The organism is Lishizhenia sp. (assembly GCF_033720595.1).
Lineage (GTDB): Bacteria > Bacteroidota > Bacteroidia > Flavobacteriales_D > Crocinitomicaceae > Lishizhenia.
The window spans coordinates 1-2,198 of sequence record NZ_JAWWCF010000297.1; the positions used below are offsets into that span (position 1 = coordinate 1).

Sequence of the window (2,198 nt, forward strand, 5' to 3'; positions counted from 1 at the left end):
AGAATGTGAGTTGAATATTGAATCCATAACTATGTGTTGAAGGATAAGATAGATCCTCTACACCATACACTTGTTGCGTTCCTTGCATAGCACTTAACTCAGGGTCGACGTGTGGATTTTCGGTAATCGTAAACAAATTTCTGGCAACAAACCCTACCTTAAAACTGTTCAAATTCATTTTCTGTGCCCATGCATCTGGAAACGTGTAAGATAAACTCACTTGTCTTAATTTCAAATAACTGGCATCAAGCAAAGCGCTTTCTTCGTTGGCTCTGTTGTAGAATTGATTGTAATATTCTGCAGCTGAAATCGCCGTTGTATTTTCCTCATAAACCGGGTTCGTCTCAGTTCCTACATTTACAACACCATCCCCCACAATGCCTTCTTCTCTCCCAGCTAAGGTTTCTTCCAAAACACCTGAAGTTGAACCTATGGCTTTTGTTCTTGAAACAATAACACCACCATATCTCCAATCTACCAAGAAATTCATACTGAATCCTTTGTACTTAAATTCATTTCCAATTCCCAACATGAAATCAGGATTGTAGTTCCCTAAGTAACGCAATTCAGCATCTCGAATAGGTAAACCATTGGCATCGTAAATAATCCTACCATCTGGAGATTTCTTAAATCCAGTACCGTACATATCTCCTATTCTACCACCTTCTTGGGCAATATAGTAAACTGAGTTATCTGTACTTGTATAGACTCTTGTATACCCTGTAGTATATTGATCTACACCTTCTGGTAACTCTTCTACATAACTCGCTCCTTTGGTAAAATTGGCAAAAGCTGTCCATTTGAAATCTTTCTTTTTTATAACATCAGCCGTTAACGCAATTTCAATCCCCTTACTTTCAATTACACCACCATTAATGACGCGATTTGTATATCCACTTGCTGCTGAAGCAGGTAAGCTAATAATTTGATCTTTTGCTGTATTTTGATAAGCTGTTACATCTAACCCTATTCTATCTTTCAAGAAGTAAATCTCTAAACCAGCTTCTAATGCATTGATACGCTCTGGTCTCAAATCGGCATTTAACAGAGTAGAAGAATTACTCAACAAAGGATAACTTCCATAGTTTTGATTGAATGCGTATGTATTTCTCAATTGAAATGGGTCTGTATCATTACCTACACTTGAAGAAGATAATCTAAGTTTAGAATAGCTTAACCAATTCGGTAAACTCATCCAGTCGGTTAGCACAAATGCAGCCGATGCTGAATAATAGAAGAAAGAGTTGTTCTCCTTTGGAAGCGTTGAAGAATAATCATTTCGTAAGGTAGCATCCAGGTACAATTTACGCTTGTAATTATAATTGGCCAACGCGTAAACACTGTTAATTTGTTTTTGACCACTGTACTGTGAAGCCTGTAAAGGAATTTTAGAATTCTCAAAATTGTAAATACCCGGCACAGAAAGTTCACCTGCTGTTATACTTTGGTAAGCAATATTCTGAGTAAAGTTATTGGCTCCTACTCCGAGATTCCATTCATCGTGATCTGTGATTTGTCCGGTATAGTTTAATAATGCATCGGTATTGATTTCGCTGTAATTTACTACATCCTCTCTATACGCTCCGTTCTTAAAACGCTGCGTACTAAATGCTCTTTTCGAAGTTCTTACATCATTATAAACATCCGCTCCCGAACGCAGTCTGAAACTTATTTTCTTAGAAATATCATAAGACATTACCGCATTCCCCAAAAGTCTATTCTTGTTAAATCCATTCGTATTTTCGTAAACATTGAAATAAGGATTATCTAACCATTGTGTATTGTAGTTGAATTGCTGAAAGCCTTCTTGTCCGGCTTGCCAATAATCTTGCGTATTACTCAGGTTTACTTGACGTCCCATCCAAAGGAAAGAATACATTAAATTCTCTGAACCATAGCCCAATCCTGGTCTGTGCGTACTGTTAGAATTAATAAAATTGGCATAGGTTCTCAACTTTAACTTTTCACTTAATTGGTAATCTGCCGTAAATGCCAAATTGTTTCTGCGGTAGTCAGAATTTGGAATCGTTCCAGAGTTATCTAATCGGGTATAAGAGAAGCGATAACCTCCATTATCATTTCTACTATTTACAGCAATGTTTTGAGTACTTGTAACACCTGTTCTAAAAAAGCTTTCTACATTATTTGGATGGGCTATAAAAGGTGTTGCTGTGATTGGATTACCTCCTCTTGCTATC

1 protein-coding gene is annotated in these 2,198 nt (G+C 36.9%); it reads right to left on the bottom strand.

Features of this window, described 5'->3' with window-relative positions:
* A partial coding sequence (locus tag R3333_RS14205; RefSeq protein WP_318959426.1) for a TonB-dependent receptor domain-containing protein occupies positions 1–2,198 on the bottom strand: 2,198 nt, incomplete at both ends.